This is a genomic window from Streptomyces sp. NPDC101490, from assembly GCF_044767145.1.
In the GTDB taxonomy this organism is placed as follows: domain Bacteria; phylum Actinomycetota; class Actinomycetes; order Streptomycetales; family Streptomycetaceae; genus Streptomyces.
In genome coordinates this window covers 237,863-253,690 of sequence record NZ_JBIWNI010000003.1, presented here as the reverse complement: position 1 = coordinate 253,690, position 15,828 = coordinate 237,863, and the positions used below count along the sequence as shown (strand labels likewise).

The following is a 15,828-nucleotide window of genomic DNA, read 5'->3' as shown; positions in this document are numbered from 1 at the left end:
CCGAGCCCTCCTCGGGGCCGGGGCCGGGCCGGACGCCCGGGGGCTCGCCCCCGCCGGCCGCCCCGGTCCTTCAGGAGCGTCGTGGCCGCATCCACTCCAGGCGGGTCCTGACCCGGGGGTCGTGGAGGTACTCCAGGGCCGCCAGGGCCGTCTCGCGGGCCGGGCCCTCCGGGTCGCCGTCCGCGAGGACCGAGGCCAGGGCGTCCACGGCGCGCGGGTCCTGGCGGATGGCGAGCCCGCGCGCCGCCTCCGCCGCCGTCTCCGGGTCGGCGTCGGCGAGCCGCTCCGCGAGCCCCTCCCGTACGAGCGGGGTGTCGTCGGGCAGTTCGGCGAGGGCGAGCGTCGCCCAGTCCCGTACCCGCGCGTCGCCGTCCCGGCTCAGCGCCAGCAGCACCCCCAGCGCCTCGACGTGCCCGGCGGGCACGATCCCGGCGAGCGACCCCGCCACCGAGCGCCGTACCACCGGATCGGGATGCGCGGCGAGCGCCAGGAGTTCGGGCACGGCCGACGGCTCGGCGCAGGTGCCGAGGGCCGTCACCACCGAAAGGGCGGGCTCCCGCGCGGGGCCGGACGCCTCCGCCGCGAGCCGCCGAAGCACCGGCACCGCGCCCGCCGCGAAGCCCGGCAGGGCGCCGAGGACCTGCGCGCCGAGCGCGCGCCGGAGCGGATCGCGGTAGGCGCACCAGGCCGCCGCCGTCACGAACGTCTCCTCGTCGGCGCGGGCCGTCAGCTCGGCCACCGCCGTCGTCCAGTCGTCGAACTCCGGCTCGCCGCAGCGCAGCGCCCGCGCGGCCAGCTCCTCGTGCGGGGTGCGCAGTCCGAGCGCCGCCTCCAGGAGCGTGGCGATGGCCGCGTGCCCGGTGTGCCGGTCGTCGCCGCGGCCCGGCGCGCCGTCCTCCCGCAGCAGCTCGACGACGACCGTCAGCCCGCCGTCCTCCCGGACCCGCCGGACGACCGCCTCGTAGGTCTCCCCGCCGTCGTGGCCCGCGACGAGGCCGCGCCGCAGCTCGGCCGCGATGTCCGCGCCGATCCAGCGCCGCGCCTCCCGCAGCGCGGCCTCCCGGGCCGTGGCCCCGTGGTCGAGGAGCGCCCGTACGCAGCCGGTGGAGCCGCGCCGGGCGGCGGCGACCAGCGGGAGGATCCCGTCGGGTCCCGGCCGGCCGGGGTCGGCGCCGTGCTCCAGGAGCACCCGGGCGGTGTCGGCGTGCCCGAGCCGCAGGGCCCAGGCGAGGGCGGTGAAGCCGTAGGCCTCCTCCTGGTCGGCCGCCGCGCCCGCCGCGAGCAGGGCGCGGGCCACCTCGGCGTGCCCGCCGCAGGCCGCGCCGCACAGCGGCAGGTCCCCGCCGTCCTCGCCGCTCTCCAGACCGGGATCGGCCCCGGCGGCGAGCAGCAGCCGTACGATTCCGGCCTCGTCGCCGACGGCCGCCCGGTACAGGGCGGTCTCCCCGTCCTCCCGGGAGTCGGGCCCCGCCCCTTCCCGCAGGGCGCGTACGACCCCGTCCTCGTCCCCGTCCAGGATCGCGTCGAACAGCGTGCTCATGGGCCGACCCTGACCCGTCGTCGGGCCCCGGCGCAAATCGATTCCGGAGCGGCGGTCAGCCCGCGCACTCCAGGACCGTCCGGCAGACCGCGCAGCGGGCCCGCAGCGCCCGGCCCGCCGGGACGCGCAGGCGCTGGCGGCAGACCGGACAGGAGAAGGAGACGGCACCGGCCGGGGCGCCGTCGTGGAAGGCGTACGGGGCGTCCTCCCCGGCCCGCCCCCTGCGCCGCTCCCAGGCGTACCGGCGGGCGGCGGCCCAGCCCGCCCCGGCGAGCGGCGGCGCGGTCCGCTCCCGGGCGGCCTCGGCCCTGCCCCGGGTCCACGCCTCGTACGCGACGGCGCTGGTGAACCAGGGGGAGGGGTCCTCGCCGAACAGCTCGGCCCGTTTGGCGAGGACGTACCCGAACTCCTCCGGGGTGAGGTAGCCGAGCTTCTGGCTCTCCACGCCGTCCCGCCGGTAGGCGTCGAGGAGGAGCCAGCCCGCGCCCAGGTAGGAGGTGGTGACGTCGGTGAGGATCTCGTTCTCGGCGGTGCCGGGGAAGCCCAGGCCGAGCCGGTGCAGCAGGACGTGGGTGATCTCGTGGGCGAGGGCCGCGCCGATGTCCCGGCGGCGGGTCCTGAACCGGTCGTTGAGCTCGACGAAGTACTCGGGTCCCGCGGTCAGCTCGACGGTCGCCGCGTGCTCCATGGTCCGGAAGCCGACCACCATGCGGGCCTCGGGCAGCCGCAGGTGCCGGACGAGCGTCCTGGCCACCCGCTGGGCGCCGAGGTGGAGGTCCTCGTCGTCGGTGAGGGCGACGTCGGCGGCGGGCACGCTGGACGGGTAGCGGTGCACCCCGTCGGGGGAGAGGCGCCGGTAGAGCGCGGTGAGCGAGGCCCCGACCGCGGCGCGGTGCGGGAAGCCGTGGGCGACCTGATCACCCTCCTGACGGTGCGTCATACCGTTTTCCCCCTTCCTCCCACTGTACGGTCCCGTCCCCGGGACTGGCCGAAAACACTTCCTTGTGGCGCCAGTTGCGCCCTGTCCATAATCCGGACATGCCTTGACGGGCTCATGTCAGCGCGCCCGTGGAGGTCCACCCCCCATGAGAGAAGGCAGACACGTGAAGCAGAACCGCATGGTCCGCGCACTCCAGAGGCTGGCCGCCGCCGGCGCCGTCGTCCTGGCGGCCGTCAGCCTCCAGCCCACCACCAACGCGGCCGCGGCCCCCGCCCCCGTCGTCGGCGGCGTCCGCGCCGCCCAGGGCGAGTTCCCCTGGATGATCCGGCTGTCGATGGGCTGTGGCGGCTCGCTGATCTCCCCCCAGGTCGTGCTCACCGCCGCCCACTGCGTCAGCGGCTCGGGCAACAACACCAGCATCACCGCCACCGCCGGTGTCGTGGACCTGCAGAGCACCAGCGCCGTCAAGGTCAAGTCGACCAAGGTCCTCCAGGCCCCCGGCTACAACGGCCAGGGCAAGGACTGGGCGCTCATCAAGCTCGCCAGCCCGATCACCACGGTGCCCACCCTGAAGATCGCCGACACCACCGCGTACAACAGCGGCACCTTCACGGTCGCCGGCTGGGGCGCGGCCCGCGAGGGCGGGGCGCAGCAGCGGTACCTGCTGAAGGCGAACGTGCCGTTCGTCTCCGATGCCTCCTGCCAGTCGTCGTACGGCGCCGACCTCGTTCCCGGCGAGGAGATCTGCGCCGGGTACAGCCAGGGCGGCACCGACACCTGCCAGGGTGACTCCGGTGGCCCGATGTTCCGCAAGGACAACGCCGGTGCCTGGATCCAGGTCGGCATCGTGAGCTGGGGCCAGGGCTGCGCGCGGGCCGGCTATCCCGGTGTCTACACGGAGGTCTCGACCTTCGCCGCCGCGATCACGTCGGCCGCGGCCACGCTGTAGCCGCTCGCCCTGAAACGGGTGCCCCGGAGCGCCCTCGGCTCCGGGGCACCCTCACGCGCGCGACGGCCCGCACCGGGCCCGGCCCGTACGACGGCCACCGGGCCCGGCCCGTGCGGGGGTGACCGCCCTCCCTCGTACGGGCGTGTACGAGGGAGCACCTCACCCGGACGGCCTGTACGGGTGACCACCCCCGTACACATGGAGCAGGGACCGTCCCCCTACGCGGGGCAGGCGCCAGCCCCCGGCACACCTCAGCCGGACGGCCCGTCAGCCGATCACGTCCAGTTCCGCCGTCGCCGCCCCGGCGCCCTCCAGCTCCAGGACCCACACCTCGTTCGCGCCCTCCCGGAGCACCGGGCCCGGCAGGAACAGGGCCTCCTGCGGCCCGGCCGCCCAGTACCGGCCGAGGCAGACGCCGTTCACCCAGACGAAGCCCCGGGTCCCGCCCGGCAGCCGCAGCCACGCGTCCCCGGCCCCCGAGACCTCCAGGAACCCCCGGTACAGCCCCGGTCCCGCCCCCTGACCGGCCCGCCCGAACGGCACCCCGCCGACCGCCTCCGCCGAGAAGGCGTCGAGCCGCAGTCCCCGGGCCCGGAACCCGTGCAGATACTGCCGCTCGTGGCGCACCCCGCCGGTGATCCCCTTGGGCTCCGCCAGCCGGGGCCCGTAGTTGACCCGGCCCAGTGACTCCACCCACAGGTCCACCACCGCCGGACCCGCCACCGGCCCGGCCAGCGTCACGTCCTCCCCGTCCGCCGTCCCGAGGACCCCGGCCGGAGCCCCGTCGACGTACACCACCGCCCGGTCCCGCAGCCCCGTCACCCCCAGCGGGTACGGCTGCCGGGGACCCGGCACCGCGACCCGGTAGCGGACCAGACCCCGGTCCACCCCCAGCTCCTCGAAGGTCGGCGGCACCGGCGAGACCCGCTCGGGACCGCCCAGCGACTCAAGCACCGCGTCGAGCGGCGCCCAGCCGTCGAGCGGCCCGGAGACCGGCGCCGCGAGCCGCGCCGGGGGCTCCGGCGGCTCCGGCAGCGGGCCCTGCGCGTACGGCGCGAGCACCTCGCGGAACCGCCAGAACTTCTCCGTCGGCCGCCCCGCCTCGTCCACCGGGGCGTCGTAGTCGTACGAGGTCACCGTCGGCCGCAGCGGCCCGTCGTGCAGCTCACCGGCCCGGTTCGCACCCGCCCAGCCCGCGAGGTTCGTCCCGCCGTGCGCCATGTACACATTGACCGACGCCCCGCACTCCAGGATCTCCCGCAGCGCCTCCGCCGCCTCCGCCGCGTCCCGCACCGCGTGCTCCGTGCCCCAGTGGTCGAACCAGCCGCACCAGAACTCCATGCACATCAGCGGCCCCGACGGCCGGTGCCGCCGCAGCGCCGCGAAGCCCTCCCGGGCGCCCGCGCCGAAGTTCGCCGTCGCGAGGACGCCCGGCACCGAACCACCCGTCAGCATGTGGTCCTCCGGCCCGTCCGAGGTGAACAGCGGCACGCTCACCCCGCACTCCCGCAGCAGCCCCGCCAGCCACTCCAGATACGCCAGGTCGCTGCCGTAGCTCCCGTACTCGTTCTCCACCTGGACCAGGACCACCGGCCCGCCCCGGTCCACCTGCCGCTCCACCACCTGCGGCAGCAGCCGCCGGAACCAGGACTCCACCGGCCCCAGGAACTCCGGGTCGAAGGTCCGCACCCGGCGCCCCAGCGGACCCGTCAGCCAGTGCGGGAGCCCGCCGTTCTCCCACTCGGCGCAGATGTACGGCCCCGGCCGCACCACCGCCCACATCCCGGCCCGCGCCACCGCGTCGAGGAACCGGCCGAGCTCCGCCACGTCCCCGTACCGGCCGGGCTCCGGCGCGTACAGGTTCCAGGGAACGTACGTCTCGACGCAGTTGAGGCCCATCGCGCGCAGCATCCCGAGCCGGTGCTCCCACAGCTCCTCGCGCACCCGGAAGTAGTGCAGCGCGCCCGAGAGCAGCCGCACCGGCCGCCCGTCGAGCAGGAAGTCCTCGTCACCCACCGTGAACGTGCTCATGGCCTCACCCTCACCCCCTGGCGGCGGACCGGTCCATGGACAAAGATCGTCGAAGTTTGGACGTTAGGACGTCGGAGAAGACGTCGCGACGCACGGCACGACGACATCAGGAAGGCGTCGGCACGCACGGGGACGACGACGTCGGGAAGACGTCGGGACACACGGGGACGACGACGTCAGGAAGGCACCCGGCCATGTACCACACCTGGATGCGCTACTTCACGCCCAGCCCCGTCCACCACCGCCTCGGCCTGGTCTGCCTCGGCGTCGGACTCCAGCACGGCACCCTGCCCACCGTCGGCCCCCGCACGCTCGACCACCACGTGGCCGTCCTCGTCTCGGCGGGCGGCGGCTGGTACCGGGGCGCCGACGGGCGCCGTACCGCCGTCACCGCCCCCGCCGTCCTCTGGCTCACCCCCGGCGTCCCCCACCACTACGGCGCCGACCCGGGCACCGGCTGGGACGAGGCCTTCGTCGACTTCTCGGGACCCGCCACCACCACCTACGCCGAACTCGGCTACATCGAACCCGACCGGCCCGTCGTCCCCCTCGCCGACGCCGCCCCCGCCCGCGCCGCCATCGGCCGCATCGCCCGCGCCGCCCGCCCCGGCAACCCCCTCCTGGAGGTCGAGACCGGCGCCGCCGTCCACGAACTCCTCGTCGCCCTGCGCCGCGCCCGCGCCGACACCAACGCCGACGGCGACCCCGTCCTCGCCGCCCTCGCCCGCGACGCCTTCCAGCCGCTCTCCGTCGCCGAACACGCCGCCCGGCACGGCATGACCGCCGCCGAACTGCGCTCCGCCGTCCGCCGCGCCGCCGGGTGCAGTCCCAAGGACTACCTGCTCACCGTCCGCCTCGGCCGCGCCAAGGAACTCCTCGCCGCCACCGAACTGCCCGTCGCCGCCGTCGCCCGCCGCGTCGGCTACGACGACCCCGCCTACTTCTCCCGGCTCTTCACCCGCCGGGTCGGCACCGCCCCCGTCCGCTTCCGCGAGCAGCAGGGCCGTTCCGTCCCCGGCGGCTGGAGCGACCGCGTCCCGGATCCCGAACACCCGCCCACGATCCCGCCGAGGTCCGTCTAAGCTCGCAGATCATGAGCGACTCCACCCAGCACCGGCCGGCCGACGAGTCCGGACGGGCCGACGAGCGAACCGACGAGACCGTACGCGCCGACCCGGCCGCCCCCACCGAGGACGGGGTCGACGAGGCGGTCGGCGCCGAGCTGACCCGGCTGCGCGAGAGCATCGACAACATCGACGCGGCCGTCGTCCACATGCTCGCCGAACGCTTCAAGTGCACCCAGCAGGTCGGCGTCCTCAAGGCCCGCCACCAGCTGCCGCCCGCCGACCCCGGCCGCGAGGCCCGCCAGATCGCCAGGCTGCGGGAACTCGCCGAGAGCGCGAAACTGGACCCGGCCTTCGCGGAGAAACTCCTCAACTTCATCATCGCCGAGGTCATCCGCCACCACGAGACGATCGCGGACGGAACACGCTGATGCCCCACCACCGGGACGACCGCCGTGCGCGGGGCCTGCCGACGGCCCGGCACCGGACCGACGGCCGTGCGCGGGGCACGAGGACGGCCCGCCCCCGGGAGACGACAGCGGACGGAGCACGCTGATGGCCCGCGTCACGGTCTTCACCCTCGGGGGCACCATCTCCGCGCGGGGCGGTGACGCGTCCCGGATGAGCGGCCGGGAGGTCCTCGCCGAACTCGGCGGCGGCCACGACGTGGTCCTGCGCGACTTCCGCCGGGTCCCCAGCTCCTCCCTCACCCACGAGGACCTCGCCGCCCTCGCCGCCGAGGTCCGGGACACCGTCGCCGACGGCTCCGGCGCCGTCGTCGTGCAGGGCACCGACACCCTGGAGGAGACCGCCTTCCTCCTCGACCTGCTCTGCACCACCGAACGGCCGGTCGTCGTCACCGGCGCCATGCGCCGCCCCGACCTGCCCGGCGCCGACGGCCCCGCCAACCTCGCCGCCGCCCTCGCCGTCGCCGCCGACCCGGCCTGCCGGAACCTCGGCGTCCTGGTCGTCCTCGCCGACGAGATCCACGCCGCCCGGTTCGCCCGCAAGACCCACACGACCTCCGTCGCCACCTTCGCCTCGCCCGGCGCGGGCCCCCTCGGCTCCGTCGTCGAGGGCCGCCCCCGCCTGCTGCTCCGGCCCGCCGTCCCGTCCACCCCCCACCGGCTCACCCTCGACCCCGCCGTACGGGTGGCCCTGGTGACCCTCTCCCAGGGCGACCGGGGCGAACTCCTGGAAGCCGTCGACGACCGCTTCCAGGGCCTCGTGGTCGCCGCCCTCGGCGCCGGACACGTCCCCGGATGGCTGGTCGACCCCCTCGCCGACCTCGCCACCCGGATCCCCGTGGTCCTCGCCTCCCGCACCGGCGGCGGCACGACCCTGACGGACACCTACCGCGGCCCCGGCTCCGAGTACGACCTGCTGCACCGGGGCCTCGTCCCGGCCGGCCCCCTCGACCCGGCCAAGGCCCGCGTCCTGCTCCACGCCCTGCTCTCCGGCGGGGCCGCGGGACCCGCGGGCTACGACCGCCCCCGCATCACCGCCGCCTTCGCCCACCTGAACGGCTCGGGACTCGCCTGACTCGCCTGAGAGGCGCGAGCCCCGACGGCCCCTGCCCGACCGCCTCTGTCCGACGGCCCCTGCCCGACCACGTCCGCCCGACGGCCCTCCCCCGACCACGTCCGCCCGACCGCCCTCGGCCGACCACCTCCGTCCGGCCCCGAGGGCATCGGGCAGCATAGGGCCATGTCCGTACTGACGCGCGACGAAGCGCAGACCCGTGCCCAGCTCCTCGACGTCCACCACTACACCGTGGACCTCGACCTCACCACCGGCGACGAGACCTTCGCGTCCCACAGCCTCATCCGCTTCACGGCACGCGCCGCCGGGGACACCTTCGTCGAGCTGAAGCCCGAGACCCTGCACTCCGCCCACCTCGACGACGAGCCCCTCGACGTCACCGCCCTCGACGGCAACCGGCTCCCGCTGCGCCTCACCGAGGGCGAGCACGTCCTGCGGATCGCCACGACCATGCACTACTCCCGCACCGGCGAGGGGATGCACCGGTTCACCGACCCCAGCGACGGCGAGACGTACGTCTACACCCAGCTCTTCATGGAGGACGTCCAGCGCGTCTTCGCCGCCTTCGACCAGCCCGACCTGAAGGCCGTCTTCGCCCTCTCCGTCACCGCCCCCGAAGGCTGGACCGTCCTCTCCAACGGCATCACCGAACGGCGGCCCGACGGCACCTGGCAGGCCGCCCCCACCCCGCCGCTCTCCACCTACTTCGTGTGCGTCGCCGCCGGACCCTGGCACTCGGTCCGCACCGAGCACGCCGGACTCCCCTTCGCCCTCCACTGCCGCCGCTCCCTCGCCGAGCACCTCGACGCCGACGCCGACGAGATCCTCACCGTCACCAAGGCCTGCTACGACCGCTTCCACGAGAAGTTCGAGGAGCCGTACCCCTTCGACTCCTACGACCAGGCGTTCGTCCCCGAGTTCAACTCGGGCGCCATGGAGAACCCCGGCCTCGTCACCTTCCGCGACGAATTCGTCTTCCGCTCCGCCGTCACCGTCACCGAACGCCAGCACCGCGCCATGGTCGTCGCCCACGAGATGGCCCACATGTGGTTCGGCGACCTCGTCACCCTGCGCTGGTGGGACGACATCTGGCTCAACGAGTCCTTCGCCGAGTACATGGGCTACCAGACCGTCAACGAGGCCTGCGCCGACCTCTTCCCCGACACCTGGGTCGACTTCGGCGTCACCCGCAAGGCCTGGGGCTACGAGGCCGACCAGCGGCCCTCCACCCACCCCGTCGCACCCGACCCGGAGTCCGTCCCCGACACCGCCTCCGCGCTCCTCAACTTCGACGGCATCTCCTACGCCAAGGGCGCCTCCGCGCTCCGCCAGCTCGTCACCTGGCTCGGCGAGAAGGACTTCCTCGCGGGCATCAACATCCACTTCAAGCGCCACCGCTTCGGCAACGCCACCCTCGCCGACTTCATCGACAACCTCGCCGCCGCCACCGACCGCGACGTTCACGCCTGGGCCGCCCGCTGGCTCCGCACCACCGGCGTCGACACCCTCACCCCCGCCCTCAGCGGCGAGGGCCTCCACTGGAAGCTCGCCGTGGAGCGCGACGGCAGCCGCCCGCACCGCGTCGCCGTCGGACTCTACGACCGCGACCCCTCCGGCGGCCTCGTCCTGCGCGAGCGCCGCGAACTCGACGTACCGGCGACCGAGCCCGCCGAGCTGACCGGACCCCGCCCCGCCCTCGTCGTCGTCAACGACGAGGACCTCACCTACGCCAAGCTCCGCTTCGACGGGGTGTCCGAGGAGTCCGCCGTGCGCGGTCTCTCCCGCATCCCCGACCCGCTCACCCGGGCCGTCGTCTGGAACGCGCTCCGCGACATGGTCCGCGACGGCGCCCTCGCCCCCGCCGAGTACCTGGAGATCGCCCGCGCACACCTTCCCGAGGAGACCGAACTCGCCGTGGTCCAGGGCGTCCTCGCCTTCGCCCGCGCCCAGATCGCCGACCGGTTCGTCTCCGAGGACGACCGCCCCGCCGCCCTCGCCGCCATCGGCGAGATCGCCCGCGCGCTGCTCCGCCGCACCGAGGACGGCGACGCGCCCGGACTGCGCCTGACCGCCGTCCGCGCCTTCGTCGACAGCGCCACCACCCCCGACAAGATCGCGTCCTGGCTCGACGAGGGCACCGTCCACGGCGGCCCCGAGCTGGACCCCGAACTGCGCTGGCGCATCCTCCGCAGGCTCGCCGTCCTCGGCGCCACCGACGAGACGGCCATCGCCGCCGAGCTGGCGCGCGACCCCAGCGCCACCGGCCAGGAGGGCGCCGCCCGCTGCCGGGCCGCGCTGCCCACCGAGGAGGCCAAGGCGGCGGCCTGGTCGGCGCTCTTCGAGACCGACGACCTCTCCAACTACCTCTTCCTCGCCACCGCCCAGGGCTTCTGGCAGCCCGAGCAGGCCGCGCTGCTGCGGAAGTACGTGGCCCGCTTCTACCCGGCGGCCGTCGCCCTCGCCGACCGCCGGGGCCCCGCCATCGCCGAGGCCACCGGCCGCCAGGCCTTCCCCGCCCACGCGATCGACCAGGAGGCCCTCTCCCTGGGCGAGCGCTGTCTGGCGGAGGACACCGTGCTCCCCGCCCTCCGCCGCCAGCTCGTCGACCAGCTCGACGACCTCCGCCGCGCCCTCGCGGTCCGCACGGCCTGAGCGGTCACCCCCGGCGCGGGGCCCGAGGGCCCAGCGCCGGGGACCCCCGCACGAGCACGCGCGGCCCGACCGGCGCGGCCCTCGCGCCGGTCCCGCCGCACCCCGTCCGGCCCCGTGCCGACGGCCCGGCCCACACCGGTCCCGCCGCCCTCCCGGCCGGGACCGGCCCCCACCCCCACCCCACCCCCGCACCGGTCTCCCCGTCCCTCGTCCCCCGTCCCTCGTTCGGGTAACAACCCCCCGCTCCCCGGACATCGCGGGCCGGTCACCGGCACCCTGTCGTCCATGCGTGCCGCACCCCCACCCCTCGCCGGAGGCGCCACCGGCGCCGATGCCCTCCGTCCCCTGCTGAGCACCGTCCTCGACGCCCTGCGCGCCGGGGCCGGGGAGCGCGGCGGGCCCCTCCCGGCCGGTGGGCCCGAGGAGGTGGCGCGCCGGGTGGACGCCCTCGGCGAGGTGCTTCCCGGCACCGGCACCGGCGCCGGTGAAGCCCTCGCCACCCTCGTACAGGCCCTCGCCGCCGGTGCCGCCGACCCCGCGCACCCGCTCTGCGCCGCCCATCTGCACACCCCGCCCCTCGCGCTGGCCGCCGCCGCCGATCTGGCGGCCTCCGCGCTGAACCCGTCCATGGACTCCTGGGACCAGGCACCCGCCGCCTCCGCCCTGGAGGCCCGCGTCACGGCCGCCCTCGCCGCCGAGGTCTTCCCGGCCGCCGAGCGCCCCGACGCGCTGGTGACCACCGGCGGCACCGAGTCCAACCAGCTGGCGCTGCTCCTCGCCAGGGAACGGCACGGCCCCGCCCTCCGTACCGTCGTCGGGGCCAACGCCCACCACTCCCTCGCCCGCGCGTGCTGGCTCCTCGGGCTCCCCGCGCCCCTGGTGCTGCCCACCCCGCGCGGCACCCTCGACCCGGCCACCGTCGGCACGGCCCTCGCCGCACTGACCGGCCCCGTGCTGGTCGCGGCCACCGCGGGGACCACCGACGAGGGCCTGATCGATCCGCTCGGGGCCCTCGCCGACGTGTGCGGGGCCCGCGCCGCCGACTTCCACGTGGACGCGGCCTACGGCGGCCCCGCCCTGTTCAGCCGCAGCCGCAGGCACCTCCTGGACGGCCTCGACCGGGCCCGTACCGTCACCGTCGACCTGCACAAACTGGGCTGGCAGCCCGCCGCTGCCGGACTCCTCGCCGTACGCGACGCGGCCGACCTCGACGTCCTCGGGCACACCGCCGCCTACCTCAACGCCGACGACGACACCGGCGCCGGTCTGCCCGACCTCCTCGGCCGTTCCCTGCGCACCACCCGCCGCCCCGACGTCCTCAAGACCGCCGTGACCCTGCGGGCACTGGGCCGGGACGGGCTCGGCGCGCTCGTCGACGCCTGCGCTGACCTGGCCCAGGACCTGGCCGACCTGGTGGAGAAGACCCCCGGGTTCGAGCTGCGGGCCCGTCCGACGCTCACCACGGTCCTCTTCCGGCCGTCCGGCGTCCCCGACGCCACCGTCGCGGAGATCCGCCGCACCCTGCTCGCCGAGGGCCGGGCCGTGCTCGGCCGCGCCGAGGCCGACGGCCGTCTCTGGCTCAAGGCCACCCTGCTCAACCCGTACGCCACCCCCGGCGACCTGGCCCAGCTCATCACCCTCGTGGAAGGCGGCACCCCCCGATGACCGGCAGCACCCCCCAGGACGAACTCGACCGGCCCCACGATCTGGTGGGCGTCGGCATCGGGCCCTTCAACCTGTCCCTGGCCGCCCTCGCGCACGGCGTCCCCGGCGGTCTCGCCGCCACCTTCTACGAGCAACGGGCGGCCTTCCACTGGCATCCGGGCCTCCTCATCGAGGGCGCCACCCTCCAGGTCCCCTTCCTCGCCGACCTGGTGACCCTGGCCGACCCGGCCAGCCCGTGGACCTTCCTCAACTACCTGAAGGCCCGCGAGCGGCTCTTCCCCTTCTACTTCGCGGAGAAGTTCCACATCCACCGCGCCGAGTACGACGCCTACTGCCGCTGGGTCAGCGAGCGGCTGCCGGGCCTGCGCTTCGGCCACCAGGTCGACTCGGTCCGCTGGAACCCGGAACGGCGCCTGTTCGAGGTCGACTTCACCCAGCTCGACCCGGACGGCGAGGCGGAGGCCCTCGGCCGCGCCTACGCCCGGAACGTGGTCCTGGGAGTCGGCACCGAGCCGTACGTCCCCGAGCCCCTCAGGCCGCTCGCGGAGGCGTCCGGCGTCCCCGTGATCCACGCGGCGGACTACCTCACCCACCGGGAGGCGCTGCTCGCCGCCGGACACGTGACCGTGATCGGCTCGGGGCAGTCCGGCGCCGAGATCTTCCTGGACCTGCTCAGGGCCCGCCCCCTGGGGGCCGAGCGGATCCACTGGCTGGCCCGTACCGAGGCCTTCGCGCCGATGGAGTACTCCAAGCTGGGCCTGGAGCACTTCACCCCCGACTACACCCGCTACTTCCACGCCCTGCCCGAGCCGGTGCGCGGTGAACTCATGCCCCGGCAGTGGCAGTTGCACAAGGGCATCGACGCCGACACGATCGCCGCCGTCCACGAGGAGCTCTACCGGCGCACCCTGCACGGCGGCTGGCCGGACGCCGTCCTCACCCCCGGGGTCCGGGTCCGCACGGCGGGCCGGGTGGCCACCACGCGGATCGAACTGCACCTGGAACACGTCCAGCAGGGCAGCAGGACCCGGCTCACCACCGACGCCGTCGTCCTGGCCACCGGCTACCGGGAGCGCCCGGTGGACCGGATGCTCGCCGGGCTCGACCCGTACCTGCGGCACGACTCCGCCGGGCGGGCCCGGATCGACGAGCGGTACCGGCTGGTCCTCGACCCCTCGGTGACCGGCTCGGTCTTTGTGCAGAACGCCGAGCGGCACACCCATGGCGTCGGCGCCCCCGACCTGGGGCTCGCGGCCTGGCGCAGCGCGACCATCCTCAACGCGGTGACGGGCAAGGAGCCGTATCCGCTGCCGCGCCGGACGGCGTTCACGCGCTTCGGCCTGGAAGAGCGAGAGGCGCCGGTCGTTCCGGCCCAGGGCCAGAAGCTGACGCCTCTCACTCAGATCGTCTAGGGCGTGTTTCAAAAGTGGCGCCGTCTGCCCGGAGGGCAGGCCTGGCGGCGTCTGGTGCGTGCGATCGCAAGGCGGAGGGTCACCCCGATACTGGATGTATCGGGGTGATCCCGACAACGCGGCGAGCGTGCGTGCCAGGCGTCGCCAGGCAGGCGGGACTTTCGAAACACGCCCTGGCGGCCGGTCCCGCGAGGGATCAGAAGACCGGGACGCCGTCCCGGGTCAGCTTCCAGCCGACCGAGGCGAAGGCGGCCGGGTCGACCGTCCCCTTCGCCTTCACCCACTGGATGATGGTGTTGCGGATCTCGTCCGAGTCGGCCCACAGCTGCTGGGCGTTGGCGATGTGCGGGAACGCGCCGCCGCCGCTGGCCCGGTAGTTGTTGACGGCGAGGACGAACTTCGCGGCCGGGTCGATCGGCCGCCCCTCGAAGGACAGGTTCACGATCCGGGAGCCGACGGGCCCGGCGATGTCGATCTCGTACGTGAGCCCGGAGACGGCGTCGTAGTTGTAGTCCGGGGTGTTGTCCGCGTTGGTCAGCTTCGCGGTGTCGACGGGCGCGCCCGCCGGGGTCCGGACGTAGTACTTCGCGGAGTACTCCAGGTAGTCCTTGAGCTGGGCGCCCGTCAGCAGCCGGGCCTCCAGGGTGTTCTCGAAGGGGTAGAGCCCGGCGGCGTCCTTGATGGTGACCTGCCCGGCCGGGATGCGCGCGGTGCGGGAGAAGCAGGAGGCCTGGGAGAGGACGGGCAGGGCGGCGTGGGCGCCGCCCGCGAGGGCCGCCTTCACGGTCTCGGCCTGGACGACGTTGATCAGGTCGATGATCGGCTCGTCGCGCCAGGGGGCGTCGGCGGTGGTCATGGTGGCGGTGGAGGTGCCGATGACCTGGTTGACGTAGGAGACGACCTTGCGGTGCTCGTCCACGAGCAGCCCGGTGATCTTCGGGTCCTCCTCCACGGTGTTGGAGTTGAGGACCCGCGCGGCGGTCTTCTCGACGGTCCAGCGGCCCTTCTCCCACACCAGGTCGAAGTCGAAGAGGGTCAGGCGCTGGCCCCACTTGAGCGGCTCGGACAGGACGACGTCCTTGCCGGTCGCCTTGTTCTTCACCCGGTACTCGGGGATCTCGGCGTGCGCGTGGCCGACGAGTATGGCGTCGATGCCGGGGACCTGTTCGGCGACGAGCGCGGCGGCGTTCTCGACGTGCGGGAGCTGGTCACCCCAGGAGGAGGTGCCGCTGGTGCCGGAGTGGGCGGAGACGACGACCACGTCGGCGCCCAGCGAGCGCAGCCTCGGCACCCACTTCGCGGCCTGCTCCTCAAGGCCGGGGAAGACCATCTTCCCGCTGACGTTGGCCTTGTCCCAGATGGCGATGCCGGGGTTGGTCAGACCGAGGACGGCGACCTTGACGTCCCTGCCGTGCGGGGTGCGCAGCCGGTGGATGCTGTACGGGGCGAAGGCCGGGCGCAGGGTCTTCGCGTCGAGGGCGTTGGCGCCGAGCAGCGGGAAGTCGCACTGCTCCTCGAACTTGCGCAGCACGGGGATGCCGTAGTTGAACTCGTGGTTGCCGAGCGCGGCGGCGTCGTAGCCGATGGCGTTCATGGCCTGGGCCATGGGGTGGACGGGGCCTCGGCGGGCGGTGATCGGGTCGACCTTGGCGTAGTAGTAGGACAGCTGGGTGCCCTGGATGGTGTCGCCCGCGTCGATGAGGAGGGTGTTGCGGCGGCCCTTCTCCTCGCGGACCCGGTCGACCAGGGTGGAGATCTTGGCGAGGCCGACGTCGTTGCGCGCCTTGTCGTCGAACTCCCTGTCCGTGAAGTAGTCCCAGTTGAACACGTTGCCGTGCAGGTCGGTGGTGCCCATCACGGTGAAGGAGTACCGCTTGGCCGGCCGGGGGTGGTGTCCGTGTCCGGCTCCGTGGGCCTCGGCGGGGACGGCGGTCCCGGTGGCGAGGGCGGCTCCGGCTCCGACGGCGACGGAGCTCCCCAGGAAGGTCCGGCGGTTCAACGGCATGTGCTTCTCCTTGGTTCGGTGGCGCTGG

Annotated in this window: 11 protein-coding genes; 7 read left to right on the top strand and 4 right to left on the bottom strand. The window is 74.6% G+C overall.

The genetic code is table 11. The features are described 5' to 3' along the window. Nucleotides 1-70: 70 nt before the first annotated feature. Nucleotides 71-1,540 carry an ankyrin repeat domain-containing protein gene (locus ACIRQY_RS08775; RefSeq protein ID WP_403923128.1) on the bottom strand — a complete coding sequence of 490 codons (1,470 nt, stop codon included), beginning with the start codon at nucleotides 1,538-1,540 and terminating at the stop codon, nucleotides 71-73. 55 nt (nucleotides 1,541-1,595) lie between these two features. Then, on the bottom strand, nucleotides 1,596-2,480 hold the full coding sequence (locus tag ACIRQY_RS08770; RefSeq protein WP_403923126.1) for a hypothetical protein: 885 nt from the start codon (nucleotides 2,478-2,480) through the stop codon (nucleotides 1,596-1,598). 178 nt (nucleotides 2,481-2,658) lie between these two features. Here ACIRQY_RS08770 and ACIRQY_RS08765 point away from each other — a divergent pair, with 178 nt between their 5' ends. After that, nucleotides 2,659-3,429, top strand: coding sequence for a serine protease (locus ACIRQY_RS08765; protein WP_351779861.1), 771 nt, complete (start codon nucleotides 2,659-2,661; stop codon nucleotides 3,427-3,429). Nucleotides 3,430-3,696: 267 nt separating this feature from the next. Here ACIRQY_RS08765 and ACIRQY_RS08760 read toward each other — a convergent pair whose 3' ends face one another. Next, nucleotides 3,697-5,460, bottom strand: coding sequence for a beta-galactosidase family protein (locus ACIRQY_RS08760; protein WP_403923124.1), 1,764 nt, complete (start codon nucleotides 5,458-5,460; stop codon nucleotides 3,697-3,699). Between the two features lie 194 nt (nucleotides 5,461-5,654). Between ACIRQY_RS08760 and ACIRQY_RS08755 the strand changes: the two genes are divergently transcribed. The 6 genes from ACIRQY_RS08755 (at nucleotide 5,655) to ACIRQY_RS08730 (ending at nucleotide 13,795) form a co-directional block, all read left to right on the top strand. Continuing rightward, on the top strand, nucleotides 5,655-6,542 hold the full coding sequence (locus tag ACIRQY_RS08755; RefSeq protein ID WP_351779123.1) for an AraC family transcriptional regulator: 888 nt from the start codon (nucleotides 5,655-5,657) through the stop codon (nucleotides 6,540-6,542). Between the two features lie 11 nt (nucleotides 6,543-6,553). Then, nucleotides 6,554-6,955 (top strand): chorismate mutase, encoded by a 402-nt coding sequence (locus tag ACIRQY_RS08750; protein ID WP_351779120.1) that lies wholly within the window; start codon nucleotides 6,554-6,556, stop codon nucleotides 6,953-6,955. Between the two features lie 124 nt (nucleotides 6,956-7,079). After that, nucleotides 7,080-8,066 carry an asparaginase gene (locus tag ACIRQY_RS08745; RefSeq protein ID WP_351779117.1) on the top strand — a complete coding sequence of 329 codons (987 nt, stop codon included), beginning with the start codon at nucleotides 7,080-7,082 and terminating at the stop codon, nucleotides 8,064-8,066. A gap of 165 nt (nucleotides 8,067-8,231) precedes the next feature. Then, nucleotides 8,232-10,718, top strand: a complete 2,487-nt coding sequence (gene pepN, locus ACIRQY_RS08740) for an aminopeptidase N (protein ID WP_403923121.1) — start codon at nucleotides 8,232-8,234, stop codon at nucleotides 10,716-10,718. 285 nt (nucleotides 10,719-11,003) lie between these two features. Next, nucleotides 11,004-12,383, top strand: coding sequence for a pyridoxal phosphate-dependent decarboxylase family protein (locus ACIRQY_RS08735; RefSeq protein WP_403923119.1), 1,380 nt, complete (start codon nucleotides 11,004-11,006; stop codon nucleotides 12,381-12,383). After that, nucleotides 12,380-13,795 (top strand): lysine N(6)-hydroxylase/L-ornithine N(5)-oxygenase family protein, encoded by a 1,416-nt coding sequence (locus ACIRQY_RS08730; RefSeq protein WP_403923117.1) that lies wholly within the window; start codon nucleotides 12,380-12,382, stop codon nucleotides 13,793-13,795. The genes ACIRQY_RS08735 and ACIRQY_RS08730 overlap by 4 nt, the downstream gene beginning before the upstream one ends. Nucleotides 13,796-13,991: 196 nt before the next feature. Here the strand turns inward: ACIRQY_RS08730 and ACIRQY_RS08725 are convergent, their stop codons facing one another. Next, nucleotides 13,992-15,800: a bifunctional metallophosphatase/5'-nucleotidase gene (locus ACIRQY_RS08725; protein ID WP_403923115.1), complete on the bottom strand. Its 1,809-nt coding sequence runs from the start codon at nucleotides 15,798-15,800 to the stop codon at nucleotides 13,992-13,994. Between the last annotated feature and the right edge of the window lie 28 nt (nucleotides 15,801-15,828).